Source organism: Mycolicibacterium pyrenivorans, from assembly GCF_025821625.1.
Lineage (GTDB): Bacteria > Actinomycetota > Actinomycetes > Mycobacteriales > Mycobacteriaceae > Mycobacterium > Mycobacterium pyrenivorans.
On record NZ_JACKSH010000021.1, the window covers coordinates 1 to 547 of the forward strand.

1 protein-coding gene is annotated in these 547 nt (G+C 58.9%); it reads left to right on the forward strand.

The features are described 5' to 3' along the window. Positions 1-40: 40 nt before the first annotated feature. Positions 41-526: a hypothetical protein gene (locus tag H7I57_RS02495; RefSeq protein WP_264021700.1), complete on the forward strand. Its 486-nt coding sequence runs from the start codon at positions 41-43 to the stop codon at positions 524-526. Positions 527-547 lie beyond the last annotated feature (21 nt).

Below are 547 nucleotides of genomic sequence, written 5' to 3' on the forward strand. Positions count from 1 at the left end.
CATATGTGAGTAGCCAGCGAGCAGCGCAGCTGGTGAGCGCGTGCGCGAGATTCTTGTGGTCCTCGAACGACATGCCTTCGGTGTACAGCCTGTTTCCCTGAACCAGATAAGGAGGATCGACGAACAGTACGAGCTCGTCTTCGATCCCGACCGACCCATCCAGCTCCGCGATGCGTTCGATTGCATCACCTTCATCAATGCGTATCTGGTTGCCCAACTGGTGGATTCGCTCGATTCGTTCCGCGAGCCCATCACCATTCCAGCGAGAACGCAGATGCCATCGACCGGACTGATTCTTTCCTCCGATCGGCCCGACACGATGGTTAACCATGCCAGAACGGGAGCACCGGTTGAGGACCAGTGCTGCCAGTGCGAGCTCGAGGTCGTCGATAGCGGCATCGTTGTCAGCCGCAGCGACAGTCTCGCGAGCGGTGTGCCAGATTGTCATGTCTGGCTGGCAGATTCGCACCTGCGCTGCAAGTTCGTCGCCTTGGGCCATGACAGTTCGCCAGAACGCAGCCAGTGACCGGTTCTTCTCGGTCAGCCA